This window comes from Acinetobacter sp. NCu2D-2 (assembly GCF_001647675.1).
Lineage (GTDB): Bacteria > Pseudomonadota > Gammaproteobacteria > Pseudomonadales > Moraxellaceae > Acinetobacter.
In genome coordinates this window covers 232,356-248,258 of record NZ_CP015595.1, presented here as the reverse complement: position 1 = coordinate 248,258, position 15,903 = coordinate 232,356, and the positions used below count along the sequence as shown (strand labels likewise).

Genomic DNA, 15,903 nt, shown 5'->3' with positions numbered 1-15,903 from the left:
AATAGCACCGGACTGATAAACAGGTAAAAATCAGCACAATTAATAACGCTATTGGTGGTGAATTATGGGACATATCGCTGACTTATCTAGTGATACCGTATTAGACCAAGCCTTTATAAATTTACAAAAGCCCATTCATAACCTCCATTTACGTGCAGATTTGCAACATATCACTGAAGTTTGTCTTGAGCCACAAGATCAGATTGAGCTCATACTTTTAAGTCAGTCAGTAGAAATATGGGTTCGTTCTTTCACAAGTAAACCTGCATTAAAGTCTATTGAATGTTTAAATGGTGAGCTGACTTCTAAACCCTCAGGTCAATCACAAAAACAGCTTCAGCAAAATAGTTTGAGCGCAGTGCAGTTAAAGCAGGAAATGCTTCAATTTGATCTTGGTTCAGAAGTTATTGATCAACTTTTCGAACTCCAAGCTGAAAACACAGCCCGCTTAATCGCTCATGAGGCTGTGAATGTTTATGTATGGAATACATGTAGTGATCTCGATGTTTGTAGCTCACATGAGCGTGAGGAAATTCAAATTAAGGTGCATAAAGCACAACCTAAATTTGAGTATTTGCCCCCTCCTCTAGCCAAGCCCATTCAAGAAATTCATATTCCACGTGCTTCTGCTCGAAGCTATTTGGTTAAAAAAGGTCAATGGATTCAAGTCATTGATGTCGCAGGGAAACAATGTTCAGATTTTTTAGCCTTTGATGCCGAAGCCTTAGCACGTGGAGAAGAAATTGGACTTGATGCGGTAGCAACGCGAACTGTATTGGGTCATTCCACGCCAAAGCCAGGACTCCATTCACGCTTTTACGGCACAGACTTACATAGCATGGTAGAAGTGGTTCAAGACACTGTCGGACGCCATGACATGTTTTTAACGGCATGTAGTCCTAAATTTTATAATGATGCTGGATATTTTGGTCACATTTCCTGTAGTGATAATTTTAATCAGATACTTAAAAACTATGGCATTGCGCCTCGAACGTCATGGCCTGCGATTAATTTTTTCTACAACACCATGGTCGAACACTGTGGCACGATCAGTATGGATGAACCATGGTCGCAACCGGGCGACTATATTTTAATGCGTGCCAATCGTGACCTAGTCTGCGCTAGCTCTGCCTGTCCAGATGATATTGATCCATCCAATGGTTGGATCCCTACAGATATTCATATTCGCATTTATGCCGAAACCGAAACTTTTAAACGATCTCAGCACTATCGTTTACTGCCTGAGGAGCAACCAAGAATGACGCAATCATCAGGATTTTTTAATCGTATCAAGTCACTCACTTCTAGAATTAGCGAATATAAGGGCTTTTGGATTGCAAATGAATACGATGGATTTGGCGCCACAGCAGAATACTTTGCTTGCCGCGAACGTGTCGCACTGTTGGATTTAAGTGTTCTGCGTAAATTTGATATCGTAGGTCCAGATGCTGAAACCTTTCTTCAATCTGTGTTAACCCGAAATATACGCAAATTAGCAATAGGCGAGATCGCTTATTCTGCATCTTGTTTAGAAACTGGTGGAATGATTGATGATGGAACGATTTTCAAATTGGGATTGCATAATTTCCGTTGGGTTTGTGGAGATGAGTTTTCAGGTATTTGGTTAAAGCAAAAAGCTTTAGAAATGGGCTTTAAGGTGAGCATTAGAAATGCAACATCTCAAATTCATAATTTAGCAGTCCAAGGCCCAAATAGCCGTGCTTTATTACGAAAAATCATTTGGACACCTGAACATCAACCAGACATTGAACACCTTGCATGGTTTCATTTCACTTTGGCTAAACTTGGCGGGCCTCAGGGCATTCCGCTAATGGTGTCACGTACGGGGTATACTGGTGAATTGGGCTATGAAATATGGTGTCACCCTAACCATGCAGAACAACTATGGGATAGTATTTGGGAAGCAGGTAAAAATTATGGACTGGCACCAATGGGCTTTGATGCCTTAGATATGCTTCGAATCGAAGCAGGTCTTATCTTTGCAAATCATGAATTCGATGCACATATCAATCCTTACGAAGCTGGTATTGGTTTTACTGTACCTATGAAGACTAAGGAAGAAGATTTTATTGGCAAGGAAGCCATGCAAAATCAAAATCCTGCGAGTCGCCACAAGTTAATGGGATTAATTTTGGACGGTAATGAGTCCGTCAATCATGGTGATGAAATTTATGCAGGACGTTTCCCTGTTGGAGTAGTGACAAGTTGTGTCAAATCACCCCTCTTAAAGAAACCGATCGCTTTGTGTCGTTTAGCACCAGAATACGCAAATATTGGTACTTGCCTTGAAGTCGGTTTACTTGATGGGCATAAAAAAAGACTAAGTTGCAAGGTTACAAGCCTTCCATTTTACGATCCTGAAAGAACGCGAGTACGAAGTTAATATATAGTCTTCAGTAAGAAAATAATTACGCTTTCATTAAAAAGCCTCAAAAAATCTTTGAGGCTTTTTTAACGCAATTTTTAAAAGCGCATCATCACTGACTTGATCTCAGTATAATCATCAATATATGCATCTGAGAACTCGCGTCCAAGTCCTGATGCTTTCATTCCACCAAAGGGTACTGCAGGATCGAGGAAGGTGTGCATATTCACCCATACACTTCCCGCTTCAATTTTTGGAATTAAACGCATTACTTTACTCATATCATTTGACCATACGCTAGCAGCCAATCCAAACCGCGAGTCATTGATCATATCAATGAGCTGGTCTTCATCCTCAAAGGCGATGACTGAAATCACAGGACCAAATGTTTCCTCAATGAATAAAGGATCATTGACATCATCAACTTTAACTAGCGCAGGTGTAATGTAATAACCTTCACCATCAAGAATTTCTCCGCCAGTTAAAATTTGACCTTTTTCTTTCGCTAAATTTAAATAATATTTTACTTTCTCATAATGAGGTTTATTGGACAATGGACCAAACACATTAGAAGGATCTAGAGGTGAACCGATTGGCATGCTTTCTAAAACAGCTGAAGCTTTAGTAACCAATTCTTGGTACTTAGACTGATGCACGAAAATACGCTCAGGGGCTGCACATACTTGACCTTGATGTACAAATGTCGATTGAATGAGGATAGGAAGAATCTCATCAATATTCACATCTGCTAATAAAGCAGCTGCATTTTTACCACCCAATTCTAAACTTACACGCTTCAAATCATTTTGCATGGCTTGTTGCCCGATACGAATACCTGTAGGCACAGAACCTGTAAATGAAACTTTTTGCACAGATGAAGAATCAATTAAATGTTGACCCGTTAGACCTAAACCTGTCACAACATTAATTGCACCCGCAGGAATACCTGCTTCTATTGCGAGTTCCGCGATACGTAACACAGATAAGGTCGTAAATTCACTCGGTTTGAGTACGATAGTACAGCCCGTCGATAGCGCTGAGCCTATCTTCCATGCACCAATCATTAAACTGAAGTTCCAAGGCACAATACCAGCCACTACACCAACAGGTTGGCGTAATGTAAATGCTGTATATTGTTCACCTTGCATTGAAGGAAGTGAAGGTTGAATCGTCTTACCTTCGATTTTGGTTGTATTACTGGCAAAATGTCTTAAGAAAATAACTGTTTGGGCCACTTCAAGATGTCTTGAAATATTGATCTGTTTACCTGCAGTCAGTGTTTCAAGTTGGGCTAATTCCTCTGCATTTACTTCAATCAAATCCGCCAGTTTATTGAGTTTTAGACCCCGTTCATAAGGACTCATTTTCGACCAAACATTTTTAAAAGTGTCTTGTGCATTTTTTGCAGCTATTTCAACCGAAGTTGCTGAACCATCTGCAATCGTTGCAATCACCTTTTCTGTGGCTGGGTTAGTAATATCAATTCTGGGCTCTTTTTGATCGAGATAATATTGACCATTAATAAAGTGGCCATGCTGACGTGCAACAAATTCCTGTACTTGTTCTAAAATCTCAATCTGATTCATTTTTTCATCCAATTATTAAATATATTTACTATTATTCGTCGTATTCAAATTTAAGCGTTGAGTACAAAATCTGCACCTCGCTCACCAATCATGATTGCGACAGCATTGGTATTCCCACTTGGAACTTGTGGGCAAATCGAACAATCTACAACGCGTAAATTTTTAAAACCGTGTACTTTCAGATCTTGACTCACGACAGCATGTTGAGGGTCATTGCCCATTTTGCAACTTCCTGCAGGGTGATAAACGGTTTTAATGTTTTGTCTCATCCAACGATCAATCGCAGCTGTATCATCGGCATGGATACCGGCCGGCTCAACGACTTCTTTGACAATGCTCTTTAATGCAGGCTGTTCAAGTAAACGGAGTCCTGCCTGTACTGCACGTATATTGGCTGCAATGTCGTCTTCATGGCCTAAATAGTTTGGATCAATCGTTGGAAGATCGTTTGGATTGTTACTGCTTAAACGTACTGTGCCACGTGCTTTAGGCTGAATATGTCCCACTTTAATGGTCAAACCATGTTCTGCTGCAGCCGCTTTTTCACCAGGTGTATTGTCGAAGTTGTCTAATACGGGTAAGAAATGGAATTGAACATCCGGACGGCCAAAGTTGGACGTATCAATAAAACCTGCACCTTCCAAAATATTACTGGTTAATAAACCACTTCGTGTAGTTAACCATTGCAAACCGTGTTTAATCGCTTTAAGTCCTTTATCTTCACCAAGTAAACTATTTTCGGTTGTTACCGTAGCATTGACCGACATATGCAAATGGTCATGGAAGTTTTCTCCCACAGGTAGCTCTTTGACACATGGAATCCCGACCTCATCTAAATGTTGTTTAGGGCCAATCCCGGATAGGAGCAATACTTTAGGACTACCTATAGCACCAGCGGAAACAATCACTTCTTTGCGAACTTTAATTGTTTGTAGATCTTTGCCTGCCTGGCTAAATTGAACAGCTGTTGCAACATCACCCTCAAACTCAATTTTGTGAACCAATGCTTCTGTCAGTAAAGTTAAGTTCGGATGATTGATGACTGACTTAAGGAAAGTTTTTGACGTACTTGCACGTTCGCCATTTTTCGTGGTGGTTTGGTAGAAGCCGACACCCGCTTGATCATAACCATTAATATCATTGACATATTTCATTCCCATTTCTTGACCAGCACGGATACATGCCAATGTTAATGGATGTCGATAGCGACTTTCGCTTACAGGTAATGTGCCTGACTGCCCATGATATTCATCTCCAAGAGATTCATTGGCTTCTGATTTTTTAAAGAATGGAAGTACATTTTGATATGACCATTGGTCGCAGCCCCATTCTGACGCCCAAAGATCATAGTCTTGACGTTGACCACGGCAATAAATCATACCGTTAACAGAACTACCACCACCCAACACCTTACCTTGGGCCAAAATCATTTCACGGTTATTACAATGCTTTTGTGGCAAAGTCATATACGGCCAGGATTTTTGCTGAAAAACCTTAACAACAGTGGCAGGAATGGTATGTAAGATACTTTTATCAACCTCACCTGCTTCTAATAATAATACTGAACCCGCTTTTGCTTCTAACAATCGAGTCGCCAGTACGCACCCTGCTGAACCCGCCCCAATGACGACATAGTCATATACTTGTTCCATTTTTTACACTCAAGAATTAAATTAATCTCTCTTGATTGCACCATGTCGTACAGACAAAAACTTGTCTAGAAATGCCATTTTTGTGGTTCAAAAATGACATTTTTCCTCTATTTTATTGATGCCTGTTTAAGTGAATCGTCACGGTATTTTTTCGGCGTAACTTGATAATATTTTTTAAAAATTTTGCAAAAATGAGAACTATCTGGAAATCCCCAGCGGCCTGCAATCTCAGTAATCGAAAGATGCTTATTTTTATAATCTTTTAACTCAAATGCGATTTTTTCCAAGCGTTTCTGCTGAATATAAGCATGCACGGATTGTTGATCTTCAAATAAACGATAAAGATGCCGTAAAGATATTCCAATCTGTTCAGCAACCATTTTAGGTGCTAGGTTTGGATGACTCAGATGCTCAATGATAAAACGTTCAATTTTAAGCTTTAGCTGATTTTGATGAGCAGATTCTGGGTAATGAATGGTAGGTTTAATCAGTGGAATAATTGCGTCTTCGAATGCCTCTCCATCCTGATTCGCATACCAAAGGCGAATATTTTCCACAGACATATTACTAAGTAGATTTCTGAGCATAAACCCACTCATATTTTGCGTATTTAATTTGCCAAAATATTCTTGATGAATACCCTGTTCAAATAATTTATCGCGTGAAAGGTGGATAGACAGGTGACTGAAGAGCCCTATTGGGTACATCGAGATATCTTGCTCAGGATCCAGTAATACAATATCGCCTTCGTTCAATTGTAAAGTCTGATCCTGATATTTGATCATCATTCTGCCAGACCACTGCAAAATCAAAAAACAAAACCGTTGACTCACTCTGTCTGGTTGATCTGCATAGCGAATAATTTTATCCGCATTACTTCTGATAAACGCTACTTCAGTTTTACCGAGTAGATAAGATTCGACATCACCAATAAATAGTTGCCCAGTGCCCTTAAAATCAGCTTCAAAATGCCCGCAAACTTTTTGGATATGTCGATTCCATTTTTCTATTTCAGGTCTTACATGATGATTCATCGTATCTTACATTTATATAAAGTTTTGATTTACATGAGTGAGCACAGCAAAAAGCGCGCCATACGACTTCTAGATTGTTATGATCAAGACAAAAGACGAAGAGCATGCTTGCATCAAGGCATGCTCTTAAAGATGAATTAAGCGACCTTGGCTTCAATGCCATTACGACCAGGGAAGTCTTCCGCCAAGCTACGTGCATTTGGCATTTTTAGCCATAAGCGTAAGAGTTTGCGACGTTTGCTTAGTTCGTCAAAGTCTTCAAATGCTGTCCTTGAGTGCATCACACTGTAATTATTACAGAACTGCATATCTCCTGGCTCAAGCATCATATCAATTCGTAGATCAGGATGATTGATGAAATGATCAAAGATATCAAAAGCTTGTTTTTGAACACTTGAAAGTGGAATTCCACGACGCTCATGACCTAATTCAATATAAGCACGCATATAGCGACAACTTAATTTTCCTTCCCAGTAGCTAAAGATAGGCGTCAAACTTGGTTCAGGATCACCCAAATGATCACAGTAGGTTGGGTGATAGTAATAACCTAGATATTCAGGATAATGCTCCAAAATTTGGTTATATACCGTCGCAGCACTGACTAGACTGCTTAAGCCCCCCTGTTTCGCCTTACGTATAGACAATAAACCCACAACATCGGACAAATCGGTATGGTAAGGAAGATAAGCATTGGTCTCATACACACGGGTGGATTTATTTTTTAGATCCCCCACATTCTCAACTCGCCCAAGTAAGTCACCACGTGCATTTTGGGTCACGGGTTGCCCCATATATAAACCAATGAGATAGTAGAGTGTCGCCATTTGATCTTCAGAATAGCGCTCTGCATCTAAGCCTTTTAATAAAAAGAAACCATAGCCATTTTCAAGTTCATCTGCCCATTTGGAAAATTCAGCTAAAATATTTGTATCTTGAATCGTAAGGTGACCGTGATTAATCTGATTCAACATGAGTTTTTTAGCTTCAATTTCAGCTAAATTTGCATCTAATGCTGCTATTACATCTTGGGATAGATGATAGATCCAATCATCTTTTTGAATTAATTCTTTCCCCATCCACGCAGTTTTTTCGCGAATAGGCGTGGTTAAAATTATATTTTTACTTAAATTCTTTTCCATTATTGTTCTTCCTGTTATTTAACGCTTTTCATGCATTTTACGAACCATGGCATTAAAAAATTTATCGGCGAAACTACTTTCACGAATGAGCATTTGGGTCAGATCTGCACATTTCTGCTGTACTGTTTCCGTCAGTGGTACATCTTCACCTTGCATCGCATCAGCTTGACACTGAATTTCCGCAGCACGTTGCACCGTCCAAAGTAAGAAAAAGGCTTTTTCAATACTGCTTTCACCCACTGCAACACCATGATTGCGTAAAACAAGAATGTGATGATCGCCTAAACTTTCAATCATGCGCTGTTTCTCATCTTCAAAGAGTGTAATCCCCTCGAACGTGTGATAGCCCACTCGACCATAGAGTTGTGCACCGTAGAAATTATCGTACTTGAATCCCTGTTTCTTCTGTGCGATGGCGCTGATAGGTGTCGTATGCGTATGGATAACACAGCGAATGTCATCACGTGCTCCATGAACAGCACTATGCAAAGCAAATCCAGCTGGATTAGCATCGAATTCTGAAGGCACAACTTTATTGCCTTTTAGATCGACTTTTAATAAATTTTCAGGCGTGATTTCGGTGTAATTTAATCCAAACGGATTGACGAGATAATAATGCTCATCACCCGGTAACCGCGCAGAAATATGGTTGAATATCGTCTCAGTCCAACCAAAAAAATCAATAAGATGATAACAATGCGCGAGCTTTACACGGAGTTGCCACTCCGTCTCTGAAACATTTAAAGGATTTACAGGTGAATTCATGATGCAGCTCCTTCTTGCTTTAAAGATTGTGTGCTAAGAAATTTTGTAAGACCGTAGATACAACGTGTCATGGGCATTTCACAGTTATAAGCTTCAGCAAGCTCAAAAACGGCATCAGCGATGCTTTCTAACTCCAAACGATGTTTTTTTTGATAGTCATACCACATCGATGTATAGGTAGGTCCCATCTCTGCACCTAGCTTTAAAAAGGTGGTGGGATCAATAGAAATGCGTGCACCATAACAGGCTGCTACTTGTCTCACTTCTTGGGTTATCGCACGTGAAATTGGATGTAAATGTGGATGTGAATAAATTTGATCCAGACTCGTATTCGCGACTACTGACAATGGGTTTGAACTCAGGTTTGCCATGACCTTAGTCCAAATTTGATCACGAATTGCTTCAACAGGTCTTGCTTCAATATTTGTGTTAGTGAATAACTCAACAAGTTGTTTCAGACGTTCACTCATTTGATGACTTGGTTCACCAAAAATTAATAAATACGGATTAATTGATTTGACTTTTCCAGGCTGAATGAGTTGAGCAGTAATAAAAACCACCGCGCCAATAAGATGCTTTAAAGGAAAAGTCTTCGATAGTTGCCCATCGGGATCCAAAGTATTGATATGACTTTGTGCTCCTGAATGTTCGATTCCATAGAAATACCAAAATGGAATGCCATTCATGAGCGGAATCACGACAGTATCATCATGCAATAATGTTGCTAATTGAGGAGCTATCTCGGACAGTGCATGAAACTTTGTCGCAATAAAAATATAATCCTGCGCTTCAAGTTCTGTCACATCCCGTACAACCCGATAAGGTTGTACATGATGATGACCCGTCAGATCCTCAAGATGAATCCCGTCTTGGGAAATCACATTAAAGGTTTCCCCACGCGCAATAACACTTACTTGATGACCCGCCATAGTTAAGCGTGCAATTAAAACGCTTCCGATCGCCCCTGCACCATAAACCAAAATTTTTTTTACTGATTGTTGCATCATCGCCTCCGTCATTGCTGAGCAATGCTCAGCAATTGCGATTAAACCGCCAGAATATCTTGATGTTTGCTATTAATACCTAGATAGCTTTCGATGATTCTTGGATCTTCAACAAGCTCACTACCTTTGCCCTGCATCGATAATTCACCCATTTCTAATACATACGCATAATCGGCAAGCTTTAAGGCCGCACGTGCATTCTGTTCAACCAACAAGATAGACACCCCTTGTCCGCGTAGCTGATCAATCACTTTGAAAATTTCACGTGTAATCAGGGGGGCTAAACCAAGGCTTGGTTCGTCAAGCATTAATAATTTAGGTTTGGCCATCAGTGCGCGTCCCACCGCAAGCATTTGACGCTCTCCCCCTGACAGTGTGCCCGCCTCTTGACCACGACGCTCTTTTAAACGCGGAAAAATGGTATACACCTCATCTAAGGTATCCTTTAATGAACGATCGCCCTGTCGATAACGCTGAAATGCACCGAGCATTAAATTGTCTTCTATACTCATTGAGCCAAATAGTTCCCGTTTTTCTGGAACTAACCCAAGGCCTCTCACCACCATGGTTTCAACTTGTGGACCTTGATCAATATGACCATCAAAATCCACCTGACCTTTCGATCCTAATAAACCCATAATTGCCGACAACAATGTCGTTTTTCCGGCTCCATTTGGGCCAACCACGGATACAATCTGACCTTCGTTGACACGCATATTAAAATTCATCAAGGCTTCGACTTTGCCATAAGCCACACTCAAATTTTTGACTTCGAGTAAAGATTTACCTTGATCGTTTTGATTAGTCGTAATGAGTGTCATGCCACACCTCCAAGATATGCCTCGAGAACAGCTTCATTTTTTTGAATTTCTTCAGGTAAACCTTCAGCAATTTTTTGACCGAATTCCATAACCACAATACGATCTGCAAGGTTCATGACGAAGTCCATATCATGCTCAACCAATAAGATGGCCATGCCTTGTTGTCTTAATTTTGAAAGTAATTCAGCCAAAGCTTGTTTCTCTTTAAAACGTAAGCCTGCAGCAGGTTCATCCAAAAGTAATAGACTTGGACTGGCACAAAGTGCACGTGCAATTTCCAAAATACGTTGTTGACCGAGCGCTAAACTACCCGCTTCAGCATATAAATAGTCACCTAAGCCCACACGTTCGAGTTGAGTCTTTGCTTCGTTCAAGAGCACATTCTCTTGTTCACGATCTAGATAAAACATCGAAGATAAAAGACCTTTATCACCACGCAGATGTGCACCAATCGCAACGTTTTCTAAAACGGTCATTTCAGGCAAAATTTTAACGTGCTGGAATGTGCGGCTTAGACCCAGTTTTGCAATCTCGCGAGATGGCATCCCATTGGTCTTTTTACCTTGGAAAATCACCTCACCACTTGTCGGTACATCCACACCTGAAATTTGATTAAACATGGTACTTTTACCCGCACCATTAGGACCAATAAGTGCCAAGACTTCACCCGCATGAATCGTTAAATTCATTTCATTGTTTGCAACTAAACCGCCAAATTTTTTGGTGATATTTTTTGCTTCAAGGATGACCGTGCCTTTTTCAGGGATTTCAGTTTCTTTCAGAGAGTTTGCAACCGGCTGAATTGTTGGATGGATATCAACAGGTTTAAAACGACGCGGTGTATATTTGACGATGAAAGCCCACAAACCTGCAGGTGCTTTTTGCATCAAGATAATAATAATGAGCCCAAAGAAAATCGTTTCATAATGCCCTTCGCTGCCAAAAATGATCGGAAGAATATCTTGAAGCCATTGGCGTACCATGGTGAAAATACCTGCACCTAATACAGCACCCCAAATACTGCCAACACCACCTAACAGCGCCATAAACAAGTAATCAATCCCCATTTGTAAACCAAATGGTGTCGGATTAATGAAACTTTGAGTATGGGCGTAGAGCCAACCAGAAACAGAGGCAAACAACGATGCTGTGATAAACACCATCATTTTTGAGCGGAATGTATTTACACCCATCGACTCAGCCATGACTTGTCCACCTTTCAAGGCACGAATTGCACGACCTTCACGAGAGTTAAGCAAGTTTTTGGTAATAATAATGGCCAGGAATAAGATCAACCAAATGAGGTAGTACATCTTATTGCTGCTGTCAAAAGCAAAGCCTGCAACTGAGATACTTGGAATATTTGAAATTCCAGAGTGCCCACCTAAAGACTCGATAGTTGAGAAGAAATAATAAAGTGAGATGCCCCAGGCAATCGTACCTAATGGCAAATAATGACCAGATAATTTAAGCGTTAAACCGCCAACGATAATTGCTGATATTAAGGTAATCGCAACCCCGAGTAATAAACCAAGCCAAGGATTACCACCAGTCCATGCAAGAAACGATGGAAGCTGCTCAGTCACAGTGAGATATGCCGTAGCATATGCACCAATCCCAACAAGTGCTGCTTGACCAAAACTGGTCATTCCACCCACACCAGTGAGGAGTACCAAACCCAGCACAACCAATGCATTTAAACCAATATAGTTGAGTAAGGTCACTTGATAAGTTGGTAAGAAGAATGGACTAACAAATACCAGCAATGCGAAGGCTAAAAATAAATATTTCGATTTCATTCTTCATCCTCCTCGACGTGACGAGCAGTCAAAGATTTCCATAATAAGAAAGGAATAATAAGTGTGAAGACAATAATTTCTTTGTAGTCACTTGCCCAGAACATAGAAAATGCTTCGATGAGTCCCACTACAAGTGAACCAATTGCTGCAACAGGGAAACTGATCAAACCACCAATGATTGCACCCACGAATCCTTTTAAGCTAATGACAAAACCCGAGTCGTAATACAGTGTTGTAATTGGTGCAATTAAAATTCCAGAGAGTGCACCAATAAACGCAGCCAAAACAAACGTCAATTTACCGGCAAAAATCGGTGAAATACCCATGAGCTGAGCACCAATACGGTTTACCGCTGTTGCGTGAAGTGCTTTACCGTATAAAGTTTTTTCGAAGAAATACCACAATAAAAATATCAGGATAAAGAATGCTGCAATGATCACTAAAGTTTGGCTATTGACCATTAAGCTACCCAATTCAAATGACGCATCACTGAATGGGCGGGTTTGCGCACCATTGGGTCCAAAAATAAGTAGCCCAATACCAACGAGTACAACATGGACAGCAATAGATACAATGAGGAGAACAAGCGGTTTAGCAGCAACGAGCGGTTGGAAGAAAGTACGATAAAGCTGTGGCCCTAATGGCGTAATGACTGCGAGTGTTAAAAGAACTTGCCACCACATTGAAAGCTCTGCTAACGGCAAGTTATACATTGCAGCAATAACAAGCCCGATATAAACCGCACTCAATAATGTGACTTTATGATTAAAGATTGCGTTATGTTTGAATTTTGCATAAAGATCCAAGACGGTATTGATGCAGAAGAGTAAGGCAACTAGCCATACAATTAAGCTCGGTTGACCTGCTTGAATGGAAGCTAAAGTTAATGCGCCAAAAACTGAAAACTCACCTAAAGGAATTAATAAAATACGTGTGACTGTAAAGACAAGGATAATGCATAAAGCCAATAATGCATAAATTGCACCACTGGTAATACCATCCTGTCCGAGAATTAATGCGATATTCAAATCCATAACTTCTTCCTAACCATTCCCGCGGATGAAACATCCCGAAAGTGATGAATGGATCATCACTTTTCGGTGGGCTGATTGAATAAAAACTAAAAAAAGAGGAATTACTTAAGAAGTTTCCATTGACCATTTTTGACAATAATCAATTCACGACCACGTTTATCAAAACCACTGTGATCTTTGGCATTCATGTTATAAACGCCTTGAGTTCCTGCAACTTCTTTTGTATTTTCAAGTGCTTGTCTTAATTCTGTTCGGAATTGAACAGTACCAGGTTTGGCTTTTTTCAATGCGGTAGGAATTGCTTTTTCAAGTAACAATCCTGCGTCGTACACGTTAGCGCCAAATGTCGCAGGAACTTCTTTGTACTTCGCTTTGTAGTCATTGATATATTTCACCGCAACCTTTTTAGATGGATGACTGTTAGATACTTCATTAATGACCAACATTAAGCTGGCTGCCAAAATCGTGTTCTCGACTTTCTTACCACCAAGTTTCAAGTACTGATCCAATGCAGCACCGTGAGTTTGGTAAACTTGGCCACGATATCCACGATCATAAAGCGCTGCTTGTGGCGGTACCGCTGAGCTACCTGGAGCAGCAACTAAAATCGCTTGTGGTTTCTGACTAATGAGTTTGAGGGCTTGACCTGTCAATGAAGTATCTTGACGTTGGAAAGATTCTTTCGCGACAATTTTAATACCGTGTTGAGTGGCTAATGCTGTAAGAACTTTGCCCCAGTTTTCACCATATGGGTCAGCCGTGCCAATAAAACCTAAAGTTTTAATTTTACGTTTTACCATGTCCTGAACTAGGGCTTCAGCAATAATCTCGTCGTTTTGAGTCGTTTTAAATACCCATTTCTTTTGTTCAGTCATTGGCTGAACAATCGATGATGTACCAACAGGTGCTAAAAGTGGCACTTGTGCCTTTGCAATCGTTCCAATGACAGCAGTTGCATTTGGCGAACCTGATGGACCAATAATCGCATCTACTTTATTTTCTTTAATCAGTTTTTCAACGGCTTTGACTGATGCTGTAGGATCACTGGCATCATCTAGGGAAATATAACGTACATTCTCGCCAGCAATTTTCTTAGGCAGTAGCGCAATACTGTTTTTTTGTGGAATTCCCACCATAGCAACTGGGCCAGATGATGATGTAACAACGCCAATGGTAATATCAGCTTGAGTTGAACCTGCAGCAGCTAAAACACAGCTTGCCATTAATAGTTTTTTTAAATTCATCTGTATCTCCATGATTTGGATTTTTTGTCGTTTACTACTTAGAATTTGTAGGTGTAAGTCGTGATGATACGGTTCTCAACAAAATCGGTGCCTGCCGTATTCGCTCCATTTGCATATTTTGTCGTTGTATCGATATAACGCCATTCCAGACCAAGACCTTTGAGTTTGCCTTCAGGAACGGTGTAACCAAGAACAAAGTTGGTTTCAGTTTCTTGGTTATCTTTTAAGCCAGGGCGTGAAATATCACTACCATGTAAGTAGCGTGCTGTAGCACGTAAGCCAGGCGCACCCAACTCTTTAAAATCAAATGAATAAAGTATGTGGTAAGTTAATTCTTCAGGTTTGATGAATCCCAGTAACGACCAAGTATGTAGATATGGCTGAGGTGCATAGCCTGCAAATGTTGGGAATGAGCTATCACCTTTATTTTTTTGCACACCAGCAGTGATGGTATGTGGTCCGTTATTGATATTGGCTTGGACACCAAAGGTTTGACTGTCAATTTTACCGTAGTAAGCATCACCTGCTTCACTGTTATTGAAGTAACGAGCATCTAATTTCAGCTTACTACTGCCAACTTGAGTACTATAAGCTGCATTTAAATAATGCTGCTGGTAAATATCTTCAAGTTGACCATACCAATATGCGCCGGTCACACTCGGACTAAAGTTATAATCTAGTCCTACATAATTCAGACCATCACTTTCAAAACGTGGACCATTCGGCACAAATAAACTTAATTTTTCGAAAGAATCTTCATTACGCGCATTAATATGAGTAATGCGTCCAAGAGAAAGTTTTAAGTTATCAATCGCCTTGGTTTCAAAAGCTACACCTGCATAGGTTGTCACGAGTTGGCGCGAGTCATCGATGAAAGCGACTGGACTACGTGGCATCAACTCACCAATGCGTAGTTCTGAGTCTTGATATTTCAGTTTAAGCGTTGCACCTAATTTGTAATAATCACGGACTTGTTTGCCATCTTCAAAAGGTAAAACAGTGTCTGGGCGCTCTTCATTTTTATCTGATAGGCGAAGTGCATAATTTGCAGTGAGATCTAAACCCACTTGAAGTGGCGTATCTGTATAGCCTGATGAAAATTTTACGCCTGCAGCTTGTGACCAGCTACCAATATCTGGCGCAGCTCCATCGAAGTCACGTTCTAAATAAAAATTTCTAAAGTTTAATGATGTTTCACTATCTTTGACAAAATCAGCATATACAGCGCTGCTACAACACAATGCCAATAACGTATAGGCTGGCAAGTATTTTAGACGGTGCTGGTTCCCCTTTTTGACTGCTAAATCCATCTTTATTGACCTTCTTATCAAATTAATTTTTAAGTCTCGCTGGCATATTTGGAATGGCTGGCGAGGAATATTTTTATTGCAGAACTCTTCGCATTTTTAAGTTGTAATACTTAATGATGCACTTCGATT

12 protein-coding genes are annotated in these 15,903 nt (G+C 40.3%); 1 reads left to right on the top strand and 11 read right to left on the bottom strand.

Annotation, left to right across the window (positions count from 1 at the left end):
• The first annotated feature begins 64 nt into the window (after positions 1 to 64).
• Positions 65 to 2,404 carry a DUF1989 domain-containing protein gene (locus A3K93_RS14300; RefSeq protein WP_067732048.1) on the top strand — a complete coding sequence of 780 codons (2,340 nt, stop codon included), beginning with the start codon at positions 65 to 67 and terminating at the stop codon, positions 2,402 to 2,404.
• Positions 2,405 to 2,484: 80 nt separating this feature from the next.
• Here A3K93_RS14300 and A3K93_RS14295 read toward each other — a convergent pair whose 3' ends face one another.
• From A3K93_RS14295 to A3K93_RS14245, 11 genes are all read right to left on the bottom strand, one after another.
• Positions 2,485 to 3,972 carry an aldehyde dehydrogenase family protein gene (locus A3K93_RS14295; RefSeq protein WP_067732046.1) on the bottom strand — a complete coding sequence of 496 codons (1,488 nt, stop codon included), beginning with the start codon at positions 3,970 to 3,972 and terminating at the stop codon, positions 2,485 to 2,487.
• A 50-nt stretch (positions 3,973 to 4,022) separates the two neighbouring features.
• Entirely contained in the window at positions 4,023 to 5,624 is a 1,602-nt protein-coding gene (locus A3K93_RS14290; RefSeq protein ID WP_067732044.1) for a GMC family oxidoreductase, read from the bottom strand.
• Between the two features lie 107 nt (positions 5,625 to 5,731).
• A complete protein-coding gene (gene feaR, locus A3K93_RS14285; protein ID WP_067732042.1) occupies positions 5,732 to 6,658 on the bottom strand; it encodes a transcriptional regulator FeaR in 927 nt (308 codons plus the stop codon).
• 137 nt (positions 6,659 to 6,795) lie between these two features.
• On the bottom strand, positions 6,796 to 7,797 hold the full coding sequence (locus tag A3K93_RS14280; protein WP_067732040.1) for a TauD/TfdA family dioxygenase: 1,002 nt from the start codon (positions 7,795 to 7,797) through the stop codon (positions 6,796 to 6,798).
• Positions 7,798 to 7,815: 18 nt separating this feature from the next.
• The gene (locus tag A3K93_RS14275) at positions 7,816 to 8,562 is read right to left on the bottom strand and encodes a class II aldolase/adducin family protein (RefSeq protein WP_067732037.1); all 747 of its coding nucleotides are present in this window, start codon (positions 8,560 to 8,562) and stop codon (positions 7,816 to 7,818) included.
• Complete coding sequence (locus tag A3K93_RS14270; RefSeq protein WP_067732194.1) at positions 8,559 to 9,566, bottom strand: ketopantoate reductase family protein; 1,008 nt, start codon at positions 9,564 to 9,566, stop codon at positions 8,559 to 8,561. Before A3K93_RS14270 ends, A3K93_RS14275 begins: the two co-directional genes overlap by 4 nt.
• Before the next feature lie 41 nt (positions 9,567 to 9,607).
• The gene (locus tag A3K93_RS14265; RefSeq protein WP_067732032.1) at positions 9,608 to 10,387 is read right to left on the bottom strand and encodes an ABC transporter ATP-binding protein; all 780 of its coding nucleotides are present in this window, start codon (positions 10,385 to 10,387) and stop codon (positions 9,608 to 9,610) included.
• The gene (locus A3K93_RS14260) at positions 10,384 to 12,186 is read right to left on the bottom strand and encodes a branched-chain amino acid ABC transporter ATP-binding protein/permease (protein ID WP_067732030.1); all 1,803 of its coding nucleotides are present in this window, start codon (positions 12,184 to 12,186) and stop codon (positions 10,384 to 10,386) included. Before A3K93_RS14260 ends, A3K93_RS14265 begins: the two co-directional genes overlap by 4 nt.
• Positions 12,183 to 13,220 carry a branched-chain amino acid ABC transporter permease gene (locus A3K93_RS14255; protein ID WP_067732028.1) on the bottom strand — a complete coding sequence of 346 codons (1,038 nt, stop codon included), beginning with the start codon at positions 13,218 to 13,220 and terminating at the stop codon, positions 12,183 to 12,185. Before A3K93_RS14255 ends, A3K93_RS14260 begins: the two co-directional genes overlap by 4 nt.
• 101 nt (positions 13,221 to 13,321) lie before the next feature.
• Complete coding sequence (locus A3K93_RS14250) at positions 13,322 to 14,464, bottom strand: ABC transporter substrate-binding protein (protein ID WP_067732026.1); 1,143 nt, start codon at positions 14,462 to 14,464, stop codon at positions 13,322 to 13,324.
• A gap of 38 nt (positions 14,465 to 14,502) precedes the next feature.
• Positions 14,503 to 15,774, bottom strand: a complete 1,272-nt coding sequence (locus A3K93_RS14245) for an OprD family outer membrane porin (RefSeq protein WP_067732024.1) — start codon at positions 15,772 to 15,774, stop codon at positions 14,503 to 14,505.
• Positions 15,775 to 15,903: the final 129 nt, after the last annotated feature.

Bases quoted from the DNA above. Each gene is read 5' to 3' on its own strand.
- A3K93_RS14265 (WP_067732032.1), bottom strand. From the start codon at position 10,387: ATGACACTCATTACGACTAATCAAAACGATCAAGGTAAATCTTTACTC.
- A3K93_RS14245 (WP_067732024.1), bottom strand. From the start codon at position 15,774: ATGGATTTAGCAGTCAAAAAGGGGAACCAGCACCGTCTAAAATACTTG.
- A3K93_RS14290 (WP_067732044.1), bottom strand. From the start codon at position 5,624: ATGGAACAAGTATATGACTATGTCGTCATTGGGGCGGGTTCAGCAGGG.
- A3K93_RS14270 (WP_067732194.1), bottom strand. From the start codon at position 9,566: ATGCAACAATCAGTAAAAAAAATTTTGGTTTATGGTGCAGGGGCGATC.
- A3K93_RS14295 (WP_067732046.1), bottom strand. From the start codon at position 3,972: ATGAATCAGATTGAGATTTTAGAACAAGTACAGGAATTTGTTGCACGT.
- feaR (WP_067732042.1), bottom strand. From the start codon at position 6,658: ATGAATCATCATGTAAGACCTGAAATAGAAAAATGGAATCGACATATC.
- A3K93_RS14275 (WP_067732037.1), bottom strand. From the start codon at position 8,562: ATGAATTCACCTGTAAATCCTTTAAATGTTTCAGAGACGGAGTGGCAA.
- A3K93_RS14250 (WP_067732026.1), bottom strand. From the start codon at position 14,464: ATGAATTTAAAAAAACTATTAATGGCAAGCTGTGTTTTAGCTGCTGCA.
- A3K93_RS14300 (WP_067732048.1), top strand. From the start codon at position 65: ATGGGACATATCGCTGACTTATCTAGTGATACCGTATTAGACCAAGCC.
- A3K93_RS14280 (WP_067732040.1), bottom strand. From the start codon at position 7,797: ATGGAAAAGAATTTAAGTAAAAATATAATTTTAACCACGCCTATTCGC.
- A3K93_RS14260 (WP_067732030.1), bottom strand. From the start codon at position 12,186: ATGAAATCGAAATATTTATTTTTAGCCTTCGCATTGCTGGTATTTGTT.
- A3K93_RS14255 (WP_067732028.1), bottom strand. From the start codon at position 13,220: ATGGATTTGAATATCGCATTAATTCTCGGACAGGATGGTATTACCAGT.